General features: G+C 75.1%; 12 protein-coding genes. 7 read left to right on the forward strand and 5 right to left on the reverse strand.

Features of this window, described 5'->3' with window-relative positions:
* Positions 1–333 precede the first annotated feature (333 nt).
* The 4 genes from ACZ6EM_RS28005 to ACZ6EM_RS28020 all read right to left on the reverse strand — a co-directional run bounded on the left by ACZ6EM_RS28005 (position 334) and on the right by ACZ6EM_RS28020 (position 2104).
* On the reverse strand, positions 334–735 hold the full coding sequence (locus ACZ6EM_RS28005; protein WP_401049089.1) for a DUF2267 domain-containing protein: 402 nt from the start codon (positions 733–735) through the stop codon (positions 334–336).
* Between the two features lie 52 nt (positions 736–787).
* Complete coding sequence (locus ACZ6EM_RS28010) at positions 788–1192, reverse strand: DUF2267 domain-containing protein (RefSeq protein ID WP_401049091.1); 405 nt, start codon at positions 1190–1192, stop codon at positions 788–790.
* A complete protein-coding gene (locus ACZ6EM_RS28015; RefSeq protein WP_465773518.1) occupies positions 1189–1542 on the reverse strand; it encodes an STAS domain-containing protein in 354 nt (117 codons plus the stop codon). Before ACZ6EM_RS28015 ends, ACZ6EM_RS28010 begins: the two co-directional genes overlap by 4 nt.
* A 127-nt stretch (positions 1543–1669) precedes the next feature.
* The gene (locus tag ACZ6EM_RS28020) at positions 1670–2104 is read right to left on the reverse strand and encodes an Hsp20/alpha crystallin family protein (protein WP_452179745.1); all 435 of its coding nucleotides are present in this window, start codon (positions 2102–2104) and stop codon (positions 1670–1672) included.
* Between the two features lie 109 nt (positions 2105–2213).
* Between ACZ6EM_RS28020 and ACZ6EM_RS28025 the strand changes: the two genes are divergently transcribed.
* From ACZ6EM_RS28025 to ACZ6EM_RS28045, 5 genes are all read left to right on the forward strand, one after another.
* A complete protein-coding gene (locus ACZ6EM_RS28025) occupies positions 2214–2900 on the forward strand; it encodes a type III effector protein (protein ID WP_452179746.1) in 687 nt (228 codons plus the stop codon).
* Positions 2875–3138 carry a hypothetical protein gene (locus ACZ6EM_RS28030; protein ID WP_452179747.1) on the forward strand — a complete coding sequence of 88 codons (264 nt, stop codon included), beginning with the start codon at positions 2875–2877 and terminating at the stop codon, positions 3136–3138. The genes ACZ6EM_RS28025 and ACZ6EM_RS28030 overlap by 26 nt, the downstream gene beginning before the upstream one ends.
* 216 nt (positions 3139–3354) lie before the next feature.
* Positions 3355–3558 (forward strand): CsbD family protein, encoded by a 204-nt coding sequence (locus tag ACZ6EM_RS28035; RefSeq protein ID WP_401055223.1) that lies wholly within the window; start codon positions 3355–3357, stop codon positions 3556–3558.
* A 16-nt stretch (positions 3559–3574) separates the two neighbouring features.
* Positions 3575–3739 carry a hypothetical protein gene (locus ACZ6EM_RS28040; RefSeq protein ID WP_401055222.1) on the forward strand — a complete coding sequence of 55 codons (165 nt, stop codon included), beginning with the start codon at positions 3575–3577 and terminating at the stop codon, positions 3737–3739.
* 39 nt (positions 3740–3778) lie between these two features.
* Positions 3779–4225, forward strand: a complete 447-nt coding sequence (locus ACZ6EM_RS28045) for a hypothetical protein (protein ID WP_465773519.1) — start codon at positions 3779–3781, stop codon at positions 4223–4225.
* Between the two features lie 798 nt (positions 4226–5023).
* Here ACZ6EM_RS28045 and ACZ6EM_RS28050 read toward each other — a convergent pair.
* Complete coding sequence (locus tag ACZ6EM_RS28050; protein WP_465773520.1) at positions 5024–5356, reverse strand: hypothetical protein; 333 nt, start codon at positions 5354–5356, stop codon at positions 5024–5026.
* A gap of 370 nt (positions 5357–5726) precedes the next feature.
* Here ACZ6EM_RS28050 and ACZ6EM_RS28055 point away from each other — a divergent pair, with 370 nt between their 5' ends.
* On the forward strand, positions 5727–20039 hold the full coding sequence (locus ACZ6EM_RS28055; protein ID WP_465773522.1) for a type I polyketide synthase: 14313 nt from the start codon (positions 5727–5729) through the stop codon (positions 20037–20039).
* Positions 20040–20055: 16 nt separating this feature from the next.
* On the forward strand, positions 20056–22005 hold a 1950-nt coding region (locus ACZ6EM_RS28060), incomplete at its 3' end, for a type I polyketide synthase (protein WP_465773521.1).

Raw genomic sequence — 22005 nt, forward strand, 5'->3', positions numbered from 1 at the left:
CGGTCCGCGCTCCGGTGGGTTGGCGGGGTGCGCAGGTTCGCGTATGGCGCGGTGGACGAGGCCGTCGACATCTTCCGGCGCGGCCGGTGGTTCCGGCCCGGACAGCAGCCCGCGACATCCCGCCCCCGGTCCGGTCGGTCCGTCGGCGGCCGGCGTTGGTCCAGCGGGCGCGACACCCGGCCGGCTCCGCAGCACGGCCGCGCCCGCGGTCGGGTCACCCGGGGAGTGGTGACGAGCCCTGGCCTTGGAAACGGGCCGTCGCGGAGGTCCCGGCCGACGAGGTGAGCCGGTCGATTGGGCATGCGCGGTCGCCGCCACGTCATGGTTGGCGGTTCAGGCCGCGATTGGGGTGAGGTCGGCGCGGCCGAAGAGCAGGGCCCAGCCGTGGGGCAGTTGGTGAAGGATGCGGTCGGTGAGGTGGTCGTCGGCGAGGTCGGTCAGGGCGGCCAGGACAGTGGAGGTGTCCCAGCGGGCTGCGGCGAGGGTGGTGCCGAGGGCGTCGGCGACGGCTTCGACGAAGGCGGGGGCCGAGACCGGTTGGGGCAGGGGGATCTGGGAAGCGAAGACAGCGCGCGCCCGCTCGGGGAGTGCGGTGGCGAGGTCGCAGCGTTCGTCGCCGGTGAGCTGGGAGCCGAGCAGCGCCAGGACGGCGGCGAGGGCGCGTTCGGCTTCGTCGTCGCTGGGGTAGCGGCCGAGGGTGCGGACCTGCTGGATCAGGTGGCGGTGCCGGGTCATGGGGGTGGCCTTCCAGGCGTGGGCCGCCGCGCCGGGGCGGCCGTGATGGGGGTCAGGGGTGTTGTCCGGCGGCGGGGCGGCCGAAGAGCACGTCGTAGCCGGGCGGCAGTTGGAGCAGGACCTGTTCCATGAGCTGGTCGCCGGCGGCGTCGGCGACGGTGGACAGGACGGCGCCGATGTCCCACAAGGCGGTGGTTTCGGTGGCGCCTTCGATCCAGGCGGCGGTGGCGCGCACGAACCGTTCGGGGCTGAGCGGTTCGGTGGCCTGCAGCGGGTTGAGCAGGACCAGGGCGAGCGTCTCGGGCAGGCGGGCCGCAAGGTCCGAGCGCACGGCGCCGACCAGGTGTGCGCCGAGCAGGGCCAGGACGACGTGCGCGCAGTGTTCGGCTTCCTGGGCTGTGTCGTATTCGCCGCGTTCCCGGACCTGGTCCAGGAACGCCTCCCAGTGCAGTGTCATGGCGGGTTCCTCCCTCCGATCGGCGGCGGACGCCGGGTCTGGGCCGTGCGGCCGGGCGGGCACGGCGCCGGGGCCGGCCAGGTCGTCAGGCCGGTCAGTTCGAGGAGCCGGGCCACCGGGCGGGAGATGCCGCGCAGGGCCAGGTGCCCCCCGTTTCGGTCGGCCTGGTTGCGGGCCTCCAGCAGGACATTCAGTCCCGAGCAGTCCATGAACGTCACCTGTGACAGGTCGAGCACCACCTGCCGGTGGTCCACCAGCGCGCGGGACAGCTCGCGGCGCAGGTCCGCGGCGGTGTCGAGGTCGATCTCGCCGCACACCCTCACCGTGAACTGTGGTGCCGGGGTGGTCATGGGGCGGCTCGCTGTCCGTTGGTCCCGCGGGGCGCGGGCGTGTCCGGAAGGTCAGGCCAGGGCCGGGGTGTCCCGTGCCGCGCCGCCGGGGGGATTGCGGGGCGGCACGGGACGGCTCGGGGAGAGGTCAGGCCTGGATCTGCTTGTGGCCGTCGCCGTGGGCGATGGCGATCTTGCGGGGCTTGGCCTTCTCGGCGACCGGGATCTTCAGGGTCAGCACGCCGGCGTCGTAGTCGGCGGTGATCCCCTCCGGGTCGAGGGTGTCGGAGAGCATGACCTGCCGGGAGAACACACCGAGCGGGCGCTCGGACAGCTCCCACTTCACGTCGTCACCCTGTCGGTGCGGACGGCGCTCGGCCTTGACGGTCACCATGTTCCGCTCGACGTCGATGTCGAGCGCCCGCGGGTCCACCCCGGGCAGGTCGAAGCAGATCACGTACTCCTCGCCCGCGCGGTAGGCGTCCATCGGCATCGGCGTCGGCCGCGACCAGGTACCGGTCGTGTTGAGGAACTGCTGGGTCAGCCGGTCCAGCTCGCGGAACGGGTCAGTGCGCAGCAGCATCGCGAAACACCTCCATTGATCGTTGGGTGCCAGTGCGCTTCACCTGACACCGTTGTAGCACGTCATCCATCCGATGACAATTGCTGCGCGTCGTCCGTAGAATGACCGCATGAGCGCAAAGCCCCCGAAGCCCGCAGCCAGGCCCGAGCCGGTCTCCTTCCTCGCCGCCGCCGCGGCGCTCGCGGCCATCGACGACGCCGTGCGCACGGCCGGGGAACCCGGCCGTCCCGCAGGCCACGGCGTACCGGGAGGCGGTGCCGAGCAGGCCTTGGCCGCCCTCGTGCTGCTGCGGGAGGTGCGTACCCAGCTCGCCGACTGGGAGGCCCCGATGGTCGAGGCCGCCCGCGCCGCAGGCGCCACCTGGGCCGACCTCGCCCAACCCATGGGCGTCGCCAGCCGCCAGGCCGCCGAGAACCGCTACCTGCGCCTGCGCCCCGCCCGCACCACCACCGACACCACCGACGCCACCGCTACCGGCGCGGAACGGGTCAAGGCCGTGCGCGACCGCCGTGCCGCCGACCGCGCCGTCGACGCCTGGGCCCGCGACCACGCCGCCGGCCTGCGCGTCCTGGCCGCCCGGATCGCCGCCGCCCCCGGCCACACCCCCGAAGCCGGGCCCGCCCTGGACGCCCTCAGCACCGCCCTCGGCGCCACCGACCCGGCCGACCTCATAGCGCCCCTGACCGGTATGCGCCCCCACCTCGGTGACGCCCATCCCGACCTCGCCGCCCGCCTCGACGACCTCACCGACCGCACCGACCGCCTCCGCCATGACAGTGACCAACGACGCGCCTGACCACTCGACCCCGGCCCTGGCCCAGGACCGGTGGCAGCACATCGAGGACCGCCTCACCGCCATCGAACTGCGGATCCGCGAACAGAGCACCGCGGCCCGCACCGTCCTCGACACCCGCCTCGCCCGCCTCGACGCCCTGCGCCGCCGGCTCGCCACCCAGCCCTGGCCCCCGCAGGGCCCCGACACCCCCGGCGGCCCGGCCCGCCACCCGTGCCCGTCCGCGGGAGAGGCTCGTTGAACCGCGCGCCTGCCCGCGGTCAGCAGGCCGGCGGCACGCGGCGTCGATCCCCCCGGCCCGCGTACCGCCTCGCGCCGCCGTCCGCCCCGCCCAGGCGGTCCCCTCAGGACGGCCCGCGCCTCATCGGCATGCCGCGAGCATAAAACCCCTGAAACCGGGCAAAGGTGCATGATCAGACAGTGGGATTCGCGCACTGACGGATGGACGGAGCAATCGATGGGTGACCTGTCGAACAAGATGCAGAACGTGACCGGCAAGGCCAAGGAGAAGGTCGGGGACCTGACCGGTGACCAGGAGCTGAAGGGCGACGGGCAGGCCGACCAGGCGGAGTCGAAGCTCAAGCAGGCCGCCGCGGACGTCAAGGACGGCGTGCGCGACGTCGCCGACCGTGTGAAGGGCGCTCTGAAGCGCGACAAGTGAGAAAGGCGGAACCGCGATGGCACTGTTTCTGTTCATCGTCCTGATCGCCGTGGTGTTCGGCTTCGTCGGCGCCCTCGTGAAGGGCCTGCTGTGGCTGCTCGTGATCGGGATCGTCCTGTTCCTCGCCGCCCTGGTGTTCGGCGGCATGCGTCTGGGCGGCCGGCGCTCAGGGCGCAGGTAGGGAAGGCGGAACATGCGCCGTGACGCTGTAGGTGCGTACTTGGCGGACCGCGATGACGTCGCGCTGCAGGCTGTGCTGGACAGCCTCCCCAAGGCCGTCCAGATGGCCACGAGGCGGTACCTCAAGGACGAGTGCCCGCCGGAGATGAGGGCTTTCAGCAGCTTCGGGCCGATCGAGATCGTCCGCGAGGCTGTCCACTTCAGCCGGATCGACGACGAGCTCGAAGACCATCTCGAGGGCGCTTACGCGATCGGCCTCGGAATCCGCATGTCGAACGAGCGCGGCAGCGACGGCAACGTCGACTGGGTGGTCCAGCTCCGCAATGACGAGGTGTCGGTGCCGGCCAGCGCCGAGCCACGTTCGTGGGAACTCCTTGCCGGGGTCGACCTCCTGAACACCTGGACGAGCAAGGAGCCGCATCCCGGTCTCACGCTCGTCCGTGCTGTACTCGGCGTGGCGGCCGGTGCGAGCGCCGAGGGGCGCTGAGTGAGGGTGCACACGCGGCTGCACAGCCGTCGTGACGTCGACTACGAGGGCAGCGGTACCTCGGAGTTCGTCGTGGACGTCGTCGACGCGCCGATCCCGCAGCAGGACCCCGAAGGCTAGACCATAAACGACGCCGCGTCATCCGCTGGGGGTGCTGGGCCCCGCTGGCGGGTGACGCGGCGACGTGCGGGTGCGGGCGGGTGGCACGCCTGCAGGAGGTCTCCATTCGCCGAATGCTTGCCAGCTGGAGGCAGTCCGACCAGGAGTTCTGTCCGGCCGAGCCGGGCGGGACCGGCGACTGCTCCCAAGCCCGCTCGGATGCTCGGAGCGCGCACTTCCGGATCATGGCCATGAGCGGCGGTGCGTCCGGGTTCGGCTGGACCTCGTTGACGGCTGAGTAGCCCCAGGATTCGTACAGCGCGAGCACTTTGCCGTCGCCGGCGGCGGGGTTCACCATCAGGGTGATCCGCTCTTCGGGGCGGCTGCCCGCGAGGCTCTCGTGGATGCGGCGGGCGGCGCCCGTGCCGCGCCACGGTGTGCGGACGCCGAGTTCCTTGAGGGCGAAGACCGGGCTGGTGGTGAGGTCGGGATCCATCGGCTTGGACATCCGGGTCCACCAGCGCTCGCCGGAGCGGATGGTGTTGCCGTAGGCGTAGCCGATCGGCTGGTCCTTGTCGTAGCCGATGACGGTCTCGAAGCCGGGCTCGCCGCCGTGGCGGTCGAGGCGTTCGGCGAACGTGGCGACGGCGTAGTTGGGGAGGTGGAGCAGCGGCGCTCGGACGTCCGCGTAGAGGTCGATCAGCCATGCCGGCGACCCGTGGGTGCGCGGCCAACCCCGCCGGGATCGCCATGGCGGTGGTGACGGCGGGTTCGAGGTCGCCCTGGCCGAGCTGGGCACGGGCGAGGCGGGCGTTGGTGATCCCTCGGGCCGAAGACGTCGTAGGCGTAGTGGACCGTCTGGGCGGCGATGTCGCCGACGGCCGAGCGATTGTCGTCGGTCACCGCGCCGGTGACGGGGTTGTGGACCGCCTGGCAGGTGTAGGTGAACGGGGTGGTGCCCTGGCCGATCTCGGTGCCGGGGATCGTGGTGGTGGTCTTGCTGGGGTGGTAGGCGGTGTCGTACGCCAGCACGGAGGTGGTGCAGGCGATGCCGCCCGCCCCCCGTCGACGTAGCGGGTCGAGGTGGGGGGCTCGCCCCGAGTTCGTGGCGGCACCGGACGGGATCTGGCGGGAGCCGGGGGTGACGCGAACTCCGGGCCCGGAGCGGTCCGCCGGAACGGACGGTCGACCCGCCCCACGGTGCGCGCGCGGGCCTCCCGCTGCTCCGCGACCCGCCCGCTCCCCTGTCCACGTCGTGTCGCGGCCTGCGCTATCGAGCCGCTATGCGACTTGGGCAAGATCGACGTCGCAGGTCCGGTGGCGGTACACGCCGGGCATGACGAAGGCGTCCCGGTCGGCGCGCGACCCGTGGGAGCGGGCCCCCGCCACGGTCCGGCGACTGATGGTCCTGCTCGCCGTGAAGGAGTCCGAAGACACGATGGCGCACCCCGACGGTACGGAAGCATCGCTGCTGTGGACACTGGCAGGCAGCGGCAAGGAGTCGCTGGCGGCCGGCGCGCGTGGCCTGCACGCGTACCTGGCCGGTCGTGACGACTGGAGCCCCCAGGACATCGCGTTCACCCTCGCGCGCACCGCTTCCGAGGGGAGCCGGCGGGCGGCACTGGTGGCGGACGGCCGCGACGGGTTCCTGCGGAGGCTGGACGCGCTCGCCGACGGCAGGAGCATGCCCGGCCTGGTGGAGGGTGCCGCAGCGGTAGGCCGCCGGGTCGCCTTCGTGTTTCCCGGACAGGGCGCGCAATGGCCCCGGATGGCGGTGGACCTGCTGGACACCTCCGCAGTGTTCCGCGACCGGATGGACGCGTGCGCGCAGGCCCTGGAACCGTTCGTCGACTGGTCGCCGATCGACGTGCTCCGCGACCCGGACGCGCCGGGCGCGCCCGCCGCGGACCGGGCCGACGTGGTGCAGCCCCTGCTGTTCGCCGTGACGGTGTCGCTCGCCGAGCTGTGGCGCTTCCACGGCGTGGAACCGGCCGCCGTGCTCGGGCACAGCGTCGGCGAGGTCACCGCCGCCGCGGTCAGCGGCGCGCTGTCCCTGGACGACTCCGCGCGGGTGGTCGCCCTGTGGAGCCAGGCCCAGGCGACCCTGGCCGGGCAGGGCGACATGGTCTCCGTCATGGCCCCGGCCGACGAGGTCGAGCCGCGGCTGCGCGGCTGGGACGGCCGCCTCGTCGTCGCCGCGCACAACGGTCCGCGGTCCGTGATCGTCTCCGGTGACCGCGACGCCGCGGCCGAATTCCTCGCCGACCTGGCCGCGGAAGGGGTGCACGCACGGCGGATCGCGGTGGGCCTGGCCGCGCACTCCCCCCACATCGACGCGATCATCCCCCGGATGCGCGCCGACCTCGCACCGATCCGGCCCCGCGCACCGCGGCTGCCCTACTACTCCGGACTGACCGGCGGACGACTGGGCGCCCCGGTCCTGGACGCCGACTACTGGTGCCGCAACCTGCGCAACACGGTCAGGTTCCACGAGGCGGCCGGCGCCCTGCTGCGGGACGGGTACGGCGTCCTGCTGGAGGTCAGTCCGCACACCGTGCTGACCTCCGCCCTCACGGACTGCGCGGAGGAACACGGCGCGCAGGCCGCCGTCCTCGGGACGCTGCGCCGGGACCAGGACGGTCCGGGCCGGTTCCTGGCCTCGCTCGGTGACCTGTACGTGTGCGGTGCCGCCCCGGGACGGGAAGCGCCGCCCGCCGGGCAGCACGCCCGGGCACCGGAACTGCCGGCGGCCGTCCTGGCGGCGCTCGCGGAGCCCGGCCCGGCCGACGCGAACGGGCCGGACGACGCGGGCGGCGGCCGGGAGGTCGGCCGCGCGTTCCGCGCGGAGCTGGCCGGAATGGACGCCCCGGAACGGCGCGCCGCGCTGGCACGGCTGGTGGACGAGGAGATCGCCGCGGTGACCGGGCGGTCCGAACCGGTCCCCGCCGACGTGGCCTTCCTCGACCTGGGATTCGACTCCGTCACCGCCGTGGAGCTGCGCAACCGGCTGAGCGCGGCGACGGCGCTGCGCGTCCCGGCGACGGCCGTCTTCGACTGCCCGACCCCGGCGGCCCTGGCCGCGTACCTCAGCGCCCGGATCCGCGGCGACCGGCCGGACGGGAGTACGGATGCGGTCGAGCCGGTGCGGCGGGCCGCGGACGACGACCCCGTGGTGATCGTCGGCATGGGCTGCCGCTACCCCGGCGGGGTCGGCAGCCCCGACGAACTCTGGGAGCTGGTGTCGGCGGGCGCTGACGCCGTCTCCGCGCTGCCCGACGACCGCGGCTGGGACACTGCCGGACGGTACGACCCCGCACCGGGCACACCAGGCCGGTTCTACCAGCGGGAGGCGGGTTCGCTCGCCGGAGCGGCCGACTTCGACGCGGAGTTCTTCGGCATCTCGCCGCGCGAGGCGCTGGCCATGGACCCGCAGCAGCGGCTGCTGCTGGAGACCACCTGGGAGGCGCTGGAGCGGGCCGGGATCGACCCGTCCACCCTGCGGCGGACCCCGACGGGCGTCTACGTCGGGGCGATGACCATGGACTACGGCCCCTCCCTCGAACAGGGCGCCGACGAGGGCGGCCACCTGCTCACCGGCAACACCGGGAGCGTCGCGTCGGGCCGCCTGGCCTACACCCTCGGCCTGGAGGGAGCGGCGGTCACCGTGGACACCGCGTGCTCGTCCTCGCTGGTGGCCCTGCACCTCGCGGTCCGGGCGCTGCGCTCCGGCGAGTGCTCGCTGGCGCTGGCCGGCGGCGCGACCGTGATGTCCACGGTCGGCATGCTCGTGGAGTTCAGCCGGCAGGGCGGCCTGGCCCCGGACGGCCGCTGCAAGGCGTTCGCGGCGGCCGCCGACGGCTTCGGCCTGGCCGAGGGCGTGGGCATGCTGCTGGTGGAGCGGTTGTCGGATGCGCGGCGCAACGGGCATCCGGTGCTGGCGGTGGTGCGTGGTTCGGCGGTGAATCAGGACGGTGCGAGCAACGGTCTGACGGCGCCGAACGGTCCGTCGCAGCAGCGGGTGATCCGTGCGGCGTTGGCGGACGCGGACCTGTCGCCGTCCGAGGTGGACGTGGTGGAGGCGCACGGTACGGGGACGCGGTTGGGTGACCCGATCGAGGCGCAGGCGCTGCTGGCGACGTACGGCCAGGGGCGGCCTTCGGACCGGCCGGTGTGGATCGGCTCGCTGAAGTCCAACATCGGCCACGCCCAAGCCGCGGCCGGTGTGGCGGGGGTCATCAAGTCGGTGCTGGCGCTGCGGCACGGCGTGATGCCCAAGACGCTGCACGTGGACGGTCCCACACCCGAGGTGGACTGGTCGGCGGGCGCCGGCCGGCTGCTGACGGAGGCCCGTGCGTGGGACGACACGGGCCGTCCGCGCCGGGCGGGCGTGTCCTCCTTCGGCATCAGCGGCACCAACGCCCACGTCATCCTGGAGTCCGCGCCGGCCGAGGCGGTGGAGGACGCCCCGCGTCCCGGGACGGTGGTGTGGCCGGTGTCGGCGCGCAGCGCCGAGGCACTGCGCGCGCAGGCGGAGGCGTTGGCGGCGCGGGTGGCGGCGGAGCCCGGCCTCGACGTGGCGGACGTGGGTTGTTCGCTGGCGGTGGGGCGTGCGTCCTTCGAGCACCGTGCGGTGGTGGTGGGTGGGGACCGGAGCGAACTGCTCGACGGCGTGAAGGCGCTGGCGCAGGGTGCCGCGGTGTCCGGCGGCGGGTTGGTTTCCGGTCGGGTGGCGCTGGTGTTCCCGGGTCAGGGTTCGCAGTGGGTGGGGATGGCCGCGGAGTTGCTGGCCGGGTCGGAGGTGTTCGCGGAACGGATGGCCGAGTGCGAGCGGGCGCTGGCGCCTTATGTCGACTGGTCGTTGGCGGAGGCGTTGGGCTCGGAGGCGCTGCTGGCGCGGGTCGATGTGGTGCAGCCGGTGCTGTGGGCCGTGATGGTGTCGCTGGCGGAGGTGTGGCGCTCGTTCGGTGTGGCGGTCGACGCCGTGGTGGGCCACTCGCAGGGTGAGGTCGCGGCCGCCGTGGTGGCGGGTGGTCTGAGCATCGACGACGGGGCGCGGGTGGTGGCGCTGCGTTCCCGTGCGGTGGGGGTGCTGGCGGGGCGTGGCGGGATGGCGTCGGTTCCCCTGCCGGTGGAGGCGGTGCGGGAGCGGATCGGCGGCCGGTTGTCGGTGGCGGCGGTGAACGGTCCGTCGTCGACGGTGGTGTCGGGTGACGCGGACGCGGTCGCCGCGTTGGTGGAGGCTCTGGTGGGGGAGGGGGTGCGGGCGCGGCTGATCGAGGTCGACTACGCGTCGCACTCCGCGCATGTGGAGGAGGTCCGCGAGCGGCTGCTCGCCGACCTGGACGGCATCGTGCCGCTGTCCGGTGCGGTGCCGTTCTATTCGAGCGTCACGGGCGGCCTGTTGGACACGAAGGCCCTGGACGCCGAGTACTGGTACCGCAACCTGCGGGAGACCGTCGAGTTCGAGCAGGCCACCCGCGCGCTCCTGGCGGCCGGGCACCGCGTCTTCATCGAGTCCAGCCCGCACCCCGTGCTGTCGGTGGCGGTGGGGGAGTCGGTGGAGGCCGCGGGTGCGGACGCCGCGGTGCTGGGGACGTTGCGTCGCGGGGAGGGCGGTCCGGCGCAGGTGCTGCGCGCGGTCGGCCGTGGCTGGGAGCGCGGGCTGGAGGTGGACTGGCCGCGGGCGTTCCCGGGGGCCCGGCGCGTTGAGCTGCCGACCTACGCCTTCCAGCGCACCCGCTACTGGCTGACGGCCCCCGCCGCCATCCCGGCCGCCCCCGCCGAGGACCGCTGGGACGACCTGGAACTGCAGGACCCCACCCGGCTCGCCGAAATCCTCGGGGTCGGCCATGCCGCCCTGGACGAAGTCCTGCCCGCACTGGCAGCCTGGCGCTCCGTCAGGAGCCGTGAGCGGAAGGCGGAATCCTGGCGCTACCACGTCGCCTGGGCACCCCTGTCGGTCACGCCGACGGACGGCCTCCCCGGCCGCTGGCTCGCTTTGCGTCCCGAGGGCGGTGACGCGGCGGCCGTCCTGGACGCCCTCGGCGAGGCCGGAGCCGGCCTCCTCCCGTGCGTCGTCGCCGATCCGGGCGCGACCCGCGAACAGCTGGCCGCCCTGCTCACGGAGACCGCCGGGGAGCAGCCGATCGCCGGGGTGCTGTCCCTGTTGTCCTGGGAGGAGCGCCCCCACCCCGAACACCCCGACCTGCCCGGTGGCCCGGCGCTGACCCTCGCGCTGGCCCAGGCACTGGAGGACGCGGGCATCCAGGCCCGGCTCTGGACGCTGACGAAGGGACTGGCGGTCCTGGGCGGCGCGGAGCGGCCCGGACACGTCGGTCAGGCCGCCTCCGCCGCCCTGGGCCGGACGCTGGCCCTGGAGCACCCGCACCGCCGGGGCGGCCTGGTCGACCTGCCCGAGGTGCTGGACGCACGGGCCGCCCGCCGCCTGTGCGCGGTGCTCGCGGGAGCCGCGGCCGACGAGGAACAGGTGGCGGTGCGCTCCACCGGGGTCCACGGACGCCGGCTCCGCCCCGCGTCGTCCGGGTCGCCGAAGGCCCGTGCAGGCGGCCCGGACGTCCGGTGGCGGGGCACGGTCCTGGTCACCGGCGGCACCGGCGGCGTCGGCTCGCACACGGCGCGCTGGCTGGCGGGCCAGGGCGCGGAGCGGCTGCTGCTGGTCGGCCGACGCGGCGCCGACGCCCCCGGTACGGACGTGCTGCGGGCGGAACTGACGGCGCTGGGCGCCGAAGTGGCCTTCGCGGCCTGCGACGTCGCCGACCCGGCCGCAGTGGCGGCGCTGCTCGCCGACATCCCGGCGCGATACCCGCTGTCCGCCGTCATCCACGCGGCGGGCGTCCTCGACGACGGTGTGCTCGACGCGCTGGACCCCGCGCGGCTCGCCGTGGTGCTGCGCGCCAAGCTGACCGCCGCACGGAACCTGCACGAGGCCACCGCGGGTCTCGACCTGTCGGCCTTCGTGGTGTTCTCGTCGGTGATGGGCGTCGTGGGCAACGCCGGGCAGGGCAACTACGCGGCCGCCAACGCGGCCGTCGACGCACTCGTCGCCGCCCGCCGTGCCGCCGGGCTGCCCGGCACGTCCGTGGCCTGGGGCGCCTGGGCCGGGCCGGGCATGCTGGCGGACGAGGTCGCCGCACGGCTGCGGGACTTCGGCATGCCGGTGATGGAGCCCGAAACGGCCGTCACCGCGATCGGCCGGGCGCTCGCGGAGGACGACGAACTGGTCGTGGTCGCCGATGTCGACTGGAGGCGCTTCACCACGGGCAGGGGCCGGTGGACCGCCGCCCTCCTCCACGGGATACCGGACCCGGCTGCCGCGAGGCCCGTCCAGGACACCACCGCACCGTCGGCGGTCCGGGAAGGCGGCGACTCCGCCGACGCCCTGCGGCAGCAGATCGCCGTACTGCCGCGCCACGAGGACCGGGTCAGGACCCTCACCGAACTGGTACGCACCCACGCGGCGTCGGTCCTGCGCCACCCCGACGTCGACACGGTCCAGCCCGGAAAGGCGTTCTTCGCGCTCGGCTTCGACTCGCTGACGGCGGTGGAGCTGCGCAACCGGCTCACCGCCGTCACCGGACTGGCCCTGCCCGCCACCGTCCTGTTCGACCATCCCACACCGTCGGCACTGGCCGACCGGCTGCTCGCGGACCTGGACCTGCCGGACGCCGCGAGCGGCACCGCCGGGCCCGCCGGCTCCGTCGATGCCGGGGCGGGCCGGGCGGCGGCACCCGGCGGCAACGAGCCGATCGCGATCGTCGGCATGGGCTGCCGCTTCCCCGGCGGGGTCGCAGGGCCCGAGGACTTCTGGCACCTGCTCTCGAAGGGCACCGACGCCGTCGGCGACTGGCCGTCGAACCGGGGCTGGGACACCGAGGGGCTGTACGACCCGGACCCCGACCACGCCGGCACCACGTACAGCATGCAGGGCGGCTTCCTGCACGACGCCCCCGAGTTCGACGCGGAGTTCTTCGGCATCTCGCCGCGCGAGGCCCTGGCCATGGACCCGCAGCAGCGGCTGCTCCTGGAGACCGCCTGGGAGGCGGTCGAGGGCTCCGGGCAGGACCCGACCGCGCTGAAGGACCGGCAGGTCGGCGTCTACATCGGTACCAACGGCCAGGACTACTCCGCGCTGCTGCAGGGCGCCGAGGGCGTGTCCGAGGGCCATCTGCTGACCGGGAACACGGCCAGCGTGCTGTCCGGGCGGCTGTCCTACGTCCTCGGCCTCCAGGGACCCTCGCTCACCGTCGACACCGCGTGCTCCTCGTCGCTGGTGGCGCTCCACCTGGCCGTGCAGGCACTGCGGCGCGGCGACTGCGAGCAGGCCCTCGCGGGCGGGGTGACGGTGATGAGCACCCCGCGGCTCTTCGTGGAGTTCAGCCGCCAGCGCGGGCTCGCCGCCGACGGACGGTGCAAGGCGTTCTCGGCGGACGCGGACGGCACGGGCTGGGGCGAGGGCGCCGGAGTGCTGCTGCTGGAGCGCCACAGCGACGCCCTGCGCCACGGCCACCCCGTACTCGCGCTGATCAGCGGCACCGCCGTGAACCAGGACGGCGCCAGCAACGGGCTCACCGCCCCCAACGGCCCGTCCCAGCAGCAGGTCATCCGCGCCGCGCTGGCCGACGCCGCGCTGCGCGCCGACCAGATCGACGCGATCGAGGCCCACGGCACCGGCACGAAGCTCGGCGACCCCATCGAAGCGCAGGCGCTCCAGGCCGTCCACGGGCCGGCGCGCACGGCGGACCGGCCGCTGTGGCTCGGCTCCGTGAAGTCGAACATCGGGCACACCCAGGCGGCGGCCGGGGTGGCCGGAGTGATGAAGATGGTGCTGGCCATCCGCCACGGCGAACTGCCGGGAACCCTGCACGCCGGGACGCCGAACCCGCACGTCGACTGGTCCGACGGTGCCATCCGCCTGCTCACCGCGCACACCCCGTGGCCGGAGACCGGGAACCCCCGCCGGGCAGGCGTGTCGTCGTTCGGCATCAGCGGCACCAACGTGCACGCGATCATCGAGCAGGCACCGGCCGTCGCGGTCGCGCCCGCCCCGGAGCGGACCGACACCTCGGCCGTGCCCACCCCGGACACCGCCACGACGGCCACCGCGCGCCGGGCCGCCCCGCCCGTGCCGCTGCTGCTCTCGGCCGGCACACCGGAGGCCCTGCGGGCACAGGCCGGCCGGCTGGTGAGCCGGCTCGATGCCGACCCGGACGCCGAACTGGCGGACGTCGCCTACTCGCTCGCCACGGGACGGGCCCCGCTCGCACACCGGGCCGCCGTCCTGGGACGGGACCGGGCATCCGTCCGACGCTCGCTCACCGCACTCGCGCGCGGCACGGCATCGGGCCACCTGCTCACCGGAGGCGCCGTGCGCTCCGGCCGGACCGCCTTCCTCTTCCCGGGACAAGGCAGCCAGCGGGCCGGAGCCGGCGCGGAGCTCTACCGCGACGACCCGGTGTTCGCCGACGCCCTCGACGAGGTGCTGACCGGCCTGGACCCGCACCTCGACCTGCCCCTGCGCGACATCCTGTTCGCCGAGCCCGGAACCCCCGGTGCGGCGCTGCTCGACCGCACCCGGTACACCCAGCCCGCGTTGTTCGCCCTGGAGACGGCGCTGTTCCGGCTCGTGCAGCACTGGGGTGTGCGGCCCGACCTGCTGATGGGGCACTCCGTCGGCGAACTCGCCGCCGCCCACGCGGCGGGCGTGCTGGACCTGCCCGATGCCTGCGCGCTGGTAACGGCCCGGGGCCGGCTGATGGACGAACTGCCCGAGGGCGGGGCGATGGTGGCGGTGGAGGCCACCGAGGAGGAAGTGCACCAGGCCCTGCTGGACGACCGCACCGGGCACCCCCTCCCGGAGACGGAAGCGGGCCGGGACGCGGTGGACATCGCCGCCGTCAACGGGCCCACCTCAGTGGTCCTGTCCGGTGACGCGGACGCTGTGCTGCGCCTGGCCGGGGCGTTCCGCTCCCGGGGGCGGCGCACCCGCCGGCTGAGCGTGAGCCACGCGTTCCACTCCGCCCGGATGGACGGGATGCTCGACGCGTTCCGGGACGTGGCCGAGTCGCTGACGTACCACGCGCCCGGCATCGAGATCGTCTCCAACCTGACCGGGCGCACGGCCACGGCCGCGGAACTCCGTTCCCCCGAGCACTGGGTGCGCCACGTCCGGGGCACCGTGCGTTTCCTGGAAGGGGCCCGCCGGCTGTGGGCCGAGGGCGCGACGACGTACCTCGAACTCGGACCGGGCGGCGTGCTGTCCGGCATGCTCCACACCTGCCTCCCCGACGCCACCCCCACCCCCGGCGGCCCCGGGACGGTGCCGCTGCTGAGCGACAGCCGCGGCGAGCCGGACGCGGTCCGCGCCGCACTCGCCTCGCTGCACCTGCGCGGCGTGGCGGTGGACTGGTCGGCGGGCTGGAGCGGCACCGACGTGCGGCGGGTCGACCTGCCCACCTACGCCTTCCAGCGCAGGCGCTTCTGGCCGGTGGCCGCGCCGGACCCGGCCCCCGCCGCCCGGCGCTCCCGCCGGGAGACCGAGGTCCCCGCCGGCCCCCGCCGCTACCGCATCGCATGGGAGCCGCTCACCGCGCCCGCGGAGCCCCGCCTCTCCGGCCGCTGGCTGCTCGTCACCCCGGACGGACCCGGTGCCGAGGACACCGCACTCGCCTGCGAACAGGCGCTCGCCGGACACGGCGCCGACGTGGTCGTGATCCGGGTCGGGGTCGCCGCCGAACGCGCCGAACTGGCCTCGCTGCTCCCGGAGTTCGGCTCCTTGGACGGCGTCCTGTCGCTGCTGGCCCTGGCTCAGGGCCCCCGCCCGGGCCTGCCGACGCTCGACGCCTGCCTGACCGGGACCCTGCTGCTGCTCCAGGCCCTGGGCGACAGCGGCATCGACGCACCCCTGTGGTGCGCCACCCGCGGCGCGGTGGCAGCCGACGGCACGGAGGAGGTCCGCCCCGTGCAGGCCCAGGTGTGGGGCCTGGGCCGGGTGGCGGCACTGGAGCACCCGCTGCGCTGGGGCGGCCTGGTCGACCTGCCGGACCTGCTGGACGGGCCCGCGCTGGACGGGCTGTGCGCTGTGCTGGCCGGACGGGACGGCGAGGACCAGGTGGCCGTCCGCGCGCCGGCACCGGTGGGCCGTCGGCTCGTTCCCGCGCCGGAGCCCGCGACACCCGCGCCCGCACCGTGGACGCCGCGCGGCACGGTCCTCGTCACCGGCGGCACCGGAGGCCTCGGCGCCCAGGTGGCGCGCTGGCTCGCGGAGCGCGGCGCGGACCACCTGGTCCTGCTCAGCAGGCGGGGCCCCGAGGCCCCGGGAGCCGACGCGCTGGCCGACGCCCTGGCGGCGCTCGGCGCCCGGAGCACCCTGCTGGCCTGCGACGTCGCCGACCGCACCGCGCTGGAGCGGGTCCTGGGGCGGCTGCGCGACGAGGGCGACACCGTACGGGCCGTGGTGCACACCGCCGGACTCACCTCGGACACCGCGCTGATGGACTGCACGCCGGAGGAACTGGCCCGGCGGACGGCGGCCAAGACGTGCGGCGCGGCCCACCTCGACGCCCTGTTCGAAGACCGCCCGCTGGACGCCTTCGTGCTGTTCTCCTCGATCTCGGGCACCTGGGGCAGCGGCGGCCAGGGCGCCTACGCGGCGGCCAACGCCTACCTGGACGGCCTCGCCGCGGCGCGGCGCGGCCGGGGCCTGACGGCGACCTCGGTGGCCTGGGGCCCCTGGGCCGGCGCGGGCATGGCCGAGGGCGCGGTCGGCGACGGCCTGCGCCGCCACGGGCTGGTGCCGATGGACCCTGCGGCGGCGCTCTCCGCGCTCGGCCTGGCGCTGGCCCTGGACGAGGGCGAACCGGTCGTCGCCGAGCTGGACTGGAGCCGCTTCGCGCCGATCTTCGGCTCGGTCCGGGAGAGCGCGCTGCTGCGCGGCCTGTCGGCCGCCCCGGAGCCCCGGGCGGCGGACGGCGACCCCGCGGACGCGGACACCTCCGCCGGGTCCGGACCCGGCACGGGCGGCGACCCGTCGTGGCCGCACCGGCTGCACCGACTGTCCGGGCCCGAGGGCCGCAAACTGCTGACGGAGCTGGTGCGGAGCGAAGCGGCCGCCGTGCTGGGCCACGAGTCGGCCGCCGGCCTCATGGCCGACCGCCCGTTCCGCGAGCTGGGCTTCGACTCGCTCACCGCCGTCGAACTCCGCAACCGGCTGGTCGCGGCCACCGCTCTGCCGCTCGCGTTCACCACCGTCTTCGACCACCCGACGGCAGCCGCGCTCGCCGCCCACCTCTTCGCCGAGCTGAGCGGCACCGAACCGGACGCCGACCGCACGACCGGCACGGCCGCGACGGACTCCGCGGCCGCCGACGGCGCGGCCGGGCCCGCGGCGGCCGACGAACCCCTGGCGATCGTCTCGATGGCCTGCCGGTTCCCGGGCGGCGTCCGCTCGCCCGAGGACCTGTGGCAGCTGGTGGCCGACGGAGTGGACGCGGTCGCCGCGCTGCCCGCCGACCGCGGCTGGCCGCTGGACACTCTCTACGACCCGGACCCCCTGCACCCGGGCACCTTCTACACCACCGGCGGCGGATTCCTGGACGGCGCGGCCGAGTTCGACGCGGAGTTCTTCGGCATCTCCCCGCGCGAAGCACTGGCCATGGACCCGCAGCAGCGACTGCTCCTCGAAACCAGCTGGGAGGCGCTGGAGCGGGCCGGACTCGACCCCGCGTCGGTCCGCGGCAGCGAGGGCGGCGTCTACGTCGGCGTCGCCGCCCAGGGCTACGGCACCGGCCCGCAGGACCCGTCCGACGAGATCGAGGGGCACCTCCTCAGCGGCACGGTCACCAGCGTCGCCTCCGGCCGCGTCGCCTACACCCTCGGACTCGGCGGCCCCGCCGTGACCGTGGAGACGGCCTGCTCGTCCTCGCTGGTGGCACTGCACCTGGCCGGCCAGGCACTGCGCGCCGGCGACTGCTCGTTCGCCCTGGTCGGCGGCGCCGCGGTGATGGCGAGCCCGGACGTCTTCGTCGAGTTCAGCCGTCAGCAGGGCCTGTCGCCCGACGGCCGCTGCCGCTCCTTCGCCGAAGCGGCGAACGGCACGGGCTGGGGCGAAGGGGTGGGCGTCCTGCTGGTGGAACGCCTCTCCGACGCGCGCCGCCTCGGACATCCGGTCCTCGCCCTCGTCCGGGGCACCGCGGTGAACCAGGACGGTGCCAGCAACGGCCTCACCGCTCCGAGCGGCCCCGCGCAGCAGCGGGTGATCAGGACCGCGCTGGCCGCGGCAGGACTGTCCGGCGCCGATATCGACCTGGTCGAGGGGCACGGCACCGGCACCGTGCTCGGCGACCCCATCGAGGCGCAGGCCCTGCTGGCCACCTACGGCCAGGACCGGCCCGCCGACCGCCCGCTGTGGCTGGGATCGCTGAAGTCCAACATCGGGCACACCCAGGCCGCCGCCGGGGTCGCCGGCGTCATCAAGACCGTGCTCGCGCTGCGCAACGGCGTGCTCCCCGGCACCCTGCACGCACAGGAGGCGTCCAGCCGGGTGGACTGGTCGGCCGGCGCGGTCCGGCTGCTCGCGGACGCCCGCCCCTGGGAAGCCCCGGACGGGGACCGGCCGCGCCGGGCCGGCGTCTCCGCGTTCGGCATGAGCGGCACCAATGCCCACGCCGTTCTGGAGGAAGCGCCCGCAGCCGACGACGCCCCGCTGCCCGACGGCACGGACGGCGAACCGTCCGAGGACACCGGGACCACCGTTCCGTGGCTGCTCTCCGCCATGACCCCCGAGGCCCTGCGCCGACAGGCGAGCCGACTGGTCGAGCACCTGCGGGCCGGCCCCGACGGGGGCGCCGCCGCCCCGGCCCGTGCGCTCGCCACCACCCGCCCCGCCCTGCCCTTCCGGGCAGCAGCCGTCGGCCGCGACCGCGACGCGCTCCTCGGCCGACTGGACGCCCTCGCGGCGGGCGAACCCGCGCCCGACGCGGTGCGGGACCGGGCGCGCGGCGGCCGTACGGCCTTCGTCTTCCCCGGCCAGGGCTCGCAGTGGGCCGGCATGGCCGCGGCGGCGCTCGACGCCTCCGCGCCGTTCGCCGCCGCGATCGCCGCCTGCGAACGGGCGCTCGCCCCGCACACCGACTGGTCCCTGACCGAGGTGCTGCGCGGCGCGCCCGGCGCGCCGACGCTCGACCGCGTGGACGTCGTCCAGCCGGTGCTCTTCGCCGTGATGGTCGCGCTGGCCGCGCACTGGCGCGACACCGGGGTCACCCCGGACGCGGTCGTCGGACACAGCCAGGGCGAGATCGCCGCCGCCCACGTCGCCGGAGCGCTGTCGCTCGACGACGCGGCCCTCGTGGTGGCGCGGCGCAGCCGGGCGCTGCTGAGGCTGGCGGGACGCGGCGGCATGGTGTCGGTCGCCGCCTCCGCCGAGCGGACCACGGGCCTGATGCCCGCCGGCGGACGCCTCTGCGTGGCCGCGGTGAACGGCCCCGACGCCGTGGTCGTCGCCGGGGAGCCCGAGGAGCTGGCCGCCCTGCTCGCGGCCTGCGATCGGGAAGGTGTACGGGCCAAGGCGATCCCGGTGGACTACGCGGCCCACTCGGCCCAGGTCGCCGAGATCGAGGACGAACTGCGCGAAGCCCTCACCGGGATACGCCCCCGCGCCTCGGCCGTCCCGCTCTACTCGACGGTGACCGGCGAACCCGTCGCCGGAGAATCGCTCGACGCCGCCTACTGGTACCGCAACCTGCGCGAGCCGGTCGACTTCGTCGGAGCGACCCGCGCCCTGCTCGACGCGGGCCACACCCTGCTCGTCGAGGTCAGCCCGCATCCGGTGCTGCTCGCCGGGATCGAGGCGGTGGCCGCGGAGGCCGGGCGGGAGGTGTCGGCGGTCGGCACGCTGCGGCGCGGCGACGGCGGCCGGGACCGGCTGCTGGCCTCACTGACCGAGGCGTGGGCGGCCGGCGGCGGCCCGGTGGACTGGTCGCCCTGGACGGGGGCCCCCGGGCCGGGCGGCCCGGCACCCGTCCTGCTGCCGACGTACCCCTTCCAGCGCGACCGGTACTGGCTGCCCACACCGGGCCGGACGGCCGCCGCGGCCACCGCCGCGGCGCCGGCCGTGGACACTCCGCGGACCGCGGGCGACGAGGACGGCACCCCCGCCGCACGACTGGCCGCCCGGCTGGCCCCGCTGGATCGGCAGGCACGCCGCCAAGCGGTGCTCGACCTGGTCGTCCGGCACGCGGCCGCGGTCCTCGGCCATTCCGGAACCGGTCCGGTGCGCCCGGAACGCGCCTTCTCCGAGATCGGCTTCGACTCGATGCTCGCGGTGCGGTTCAGGAACGCGCTGTGCGAGGCCACCGGGCTGGCCGTCCCGCCGACGGTCGTCTTCGACCACCCGACGCCAGAGGCGCTCGCCGCCCACCTGGACGCGGAGCTGTCCGCCGCGCCCGAACCGCCCTCGCCGCTGCTGGCCGAGCTGGACCGGCTGGCCGCGCTCCTCGCGGCCGTCCCGCCCGGAGCGGCCGACACCGACGGGGTCGGCGAACGGCTGAACGAACTGCTGCGCGGCTGGGGCCGGCGCACCGGCGCACCGGGCGGCGAGGCACCACCGCCAGGACCGGTGGACCACACCGCCACCGCGATGGAAACGGCGACAGCGGACGAGCTGTTCGCCCTGCTCGACAACGACTTCGGAAACGCCTGAAAGAGAGCTGGCACTGATGTCCGACGACAAGAAGCTGCTCGACTACCTCAGGCGCGCCACCGCGGACCTCGGTGACGCCCGGAGGCAGCTGCGCGAGGCCGAGCAGGCCCGCCACGAACCGATCGCCATCGTCTCCATGGCCTGCCGCTATCCCGGCGGCGCCGACACGCCGGAACTGCTGTGGGACCTGGTCTCCCAGGGCGCCGACGCGGTCTCCGCCTGGCCGGTCAACCGCGGCTGGGACCTGGAGGGCCTCTACGACCCGGACCCCGAGCGGCCCGGTACGTCCTACACCCGGCACGGCGGCTTCCTGCACGACGCCGCCGAGTTCGACGCGGAGTTCTTCGGCATCTCGCCGCGCGAGGCCCTGGCCATGGACCCCCAGCAGCGGCTGGCACTGGAGACCGCCTGGGAGGCGGTCGAGCGGGCCGCGATCGACCCCCGCACGCTGCGGTGCACCGGCACGGGTGTCTTCCTCGGGGCGATCGGCAACGGCTACGGCGCGGGTTCGCGCCACCTCCCCGAGGTCCAGGGCCTGTTGGACACCGGGACCGCGAGCAGTGTGGTCTCCGGCCGGATCGCCTACATCCTGGGCCTGGAAGGGCCCGCGGTGACCGTGGACACGGCCTGCTCCTCTTCTCTGGTCGCCCTGCACCTGGCGATCCGGGCCCTGCGGGCCGGCGACTGCACGCTGGCCCTGGCCGGCGGGGTGTCGGTGATGGCGACCCCCGACGCGTTCGTGGCGTTCAGCCGCCAGCGGGCACTGTCGGCCGACGGCCGCTGCAAGGCGTTCGGGGCCGACGCGGACGGAACCGGTTGGTCCGAGGGCGCCGGCGTCCTGCTGCTGGAACGGCTGTCGGACGCGCGGCGCAACGGGCACCCGGTGCTGGCCGTCATCCGGGGTTCGGCCACGAACCAGGACGGTGCGAGCAACGGGCTGACCGCGCCGAGCGGTCCGTCGCAGCAGCGGGTGATCAGGGCGGCGCTCGCGGACGCGGACCTGTCGCCGTCCGAGGTGGACGTGGTGGAGGCGCACGGCACCGGCACCGTGCTAGGCGACCCGATCGAGGCGCAGGCCCTGCTGGCCACCTACGGCCAGGACCGGCCCGCCGAACGGCCTTTGTGGCTGGGCTCGTTGAAGTCGAACATCGGCCACACGTCGGCGGCGGCCGGAGTGGGCGGCGTCATCAAGATGGTGCTGGCGATCGAGCACGGCGAACTGCCCAGGACCCTGCACGCGGACCGGCCGACGCCCATGGTGAACTGGTCGTCGGGAGCCGTGGAGATCCTCTCCGAGGCCCGCGTCTGGGACGACACGGGACGCCCGCGCCGGGCCGGGGTGTCCGCCTTCGGCGTCAGCGGCACCAACGCCCATCTGATCCTGGAACAGGCCCCGGCGGAGGAAGCCGAACCGGCGGCCGACACGGCGGCCGATGGCGATGCGTACCCGCTGCCCTGGGTGCTGTCGGGGCGTACCGACGAGGCGCTGCGCGACCAGGCGGCCCGGCTGCTGGCACACCTGAGCGCCGACCCCGCACCCCTGCGGGCCGCCGACACCGGCCGCGCCCTCGCCCTCACGCGGACCGCCTTCGAACGGCGCGCCGTGGTGGTGGGCACCGACCCGGACCGACTGCTCGACGGCGTGAAGGCGCTGGCGGAGGGCCGATCGGTGCCGGGGCTGGTGCGGGGCGACGGTGTGTCCTCGGGCCGTTCGGTGTTGGTGTTCCCGGGTCAGGGTTCGCAGTGGGTGGGGATGGCCGCGGAGCTGCTGGCCGGGTCGGAGGTGTTCGCGGGGCGGATGGCGGAGTGCGGGCGGGCGTTGGCGCCTTACGTCGACTGGTCGTTGGCGGAGGCGTTGGGCTCGGAGCGGTTGCTGGCGCGGGTCGATGTGGTGCAGCCGGTGCTGTGGTCGGTGATGGTGTCGCTGGCGGAGGTGTGGCGTGCGTTCGGCGTCGTTCCGGACGCG

The organism is Kitasatospora sp. NPDC041917 (assembly GCF_055589745.1).

What these genes read in the sequence shown, in the direction of transcription:
- ACZ6EM_RS28030 (WP_452179747.1), top strand. Translation starts at nt 2,875, where the DNA reads ATGACAGTGACCAACGACGCGCCTGACCACTCGACCCCGGCCCTGGCC.
- ACZ6EM_RS28010 (WP_401049091.1), bottom strand. Translation starts at nt 1,192, where the DNA reads ATGACACTGCACTGGGAGGCGTTCCTGGACCAGGTCCGGGAACGCGGC.
- ACZ6EM_RS28025 (WP_452179746.1), top strand. Translation starts at nt 2,214, where the DNA reads ATGAGCGCAAAGCCCCCGAAGCCCGCAGCCAGGCCCGAGCCGGTCTCC.
- ACZ6EM_RS28040 (WP_401055222.1), top strand. Translation starts at nt 3,575, where the DNA reads ATGGCACTGTTTCTGTTCATCGTCCTGATCGCCGTGGTGTTCGGCTTC.
- ACZ6EM_RS28035 (WP_401055223.1), top strand. Translation starts at nt 3,355, where the DNA reads ATGGGTGACCTGTCGAACAAGATGCAGAACGTGACCGGCAAGGCCAAG.
- ACZ6EM_RS28015 (WP_465773518.1), bottom strand. Translation starts at nt 1,542, where the DNA reads ATGACCACCCCGGCACCACAGTTCACGGTGAGGGTGTGCGGCGAGATC.
- ACZ6EM_RS28020 (WP_452179745.1), bottom strand. Translation starts at nt 2,104, where the DNA reads ATGCTGCTGCGCACTGACCCGTTCCGCGAGCTGGACCGGCTGACCCAG.
- ACZ6EM_RS28005 (WP_401049089.1), bottom strand. Translation starts at nt 735, where the DNA reads ATGACCCGGCACCGCCACCTGATCCAGCAGGTCCGCACCCTCGGCCGC.
- ACZ6EM_RS28055 (WP_465773522.1), top strand. Translation starts at nt 5,727, where the DNA reads ATGGTCCTGCTCGCCGTGAAGGAGTCCGAAGACACGATGGCGCACCCC.